Source organism: Aliidongia dinghuensis, from assembly GCF_014643535.1.
Taxonomy (GTDB): domain Bacteria; phylum Pseudomonadota; class Alphaproteobacteria; order ATCC43930; family CGMCC-115725; genus Aliidongia; species Aliidongia dinghuensis.
The window spans coordinates 1-542 of record NZ_BMJQ01000081.1 but is presented as its reverse complement, the minus strand read 5'-3'; the positions used below and the strand labels follow the sequence as shown (position 1 = coordinate 542).

General features: G+C 73.6%; 1 protein-coding gene. It reads left to right on the top strand.

Annotated elements, in window-relative coordinates:
• Window positions 1-195 precede the first annotated feature (195 nt).
• The coding region (locus tag IEY58_RS34220) for a hypothetical protein (protein ID WP_189052667.1) at window positions 196-542 on the top strand (347 nt) is incomplete at its 3' end.

The window sequence follows — 542 nt, the reverse complement described above, 5'->3', positions numbered from 1 at the left end:
GCGGGTGCAACAGGCGTGGGGGGACACCCACTTGAGGAGCCCCGAGGGGCAGTGGAAGGCCCCCCCCTGGCGGAAGGCCCTCGAGGACTGGCCCAAGAGGCCCCTGGGGGCCAACGTCTACCTCTACGTGTCCGAGGAGGAGGCCAAGGAAGGCCGCCCCCGGACCCTGGGGGAGTGGCTGCAGCGGGGTGGGGCATGATCCGGCGGCTGGCCCGGGCGCTGCGGGAGCACGCCGGGGAGTTTTCCCACCCCGAGCGCCACCCCGAGTTGGGCCCCTTCTGCACGTTCCTGGAGCGGCAGTACCGGCGGCCTGTGCGCGAACTCCCCCCCGAGGCCTGGGAGGAGGCCCTGTTGGAACTTATCGCCCGGCAAATCGTCGACGGATGGGACGCGTATGGGGCCCCCAGCGCGGCCCGCACCCCCCAGGGGCCCTACCTGGCCAGCGCCGAGACCCCCGAAGGCCCCCTCACGGTGACGGCGGAGAGCAAGCGCGAGGCCTACCGCAGGGCCCGGCGGCTCCTGGGTCGCTGGGTGGTGGGCTA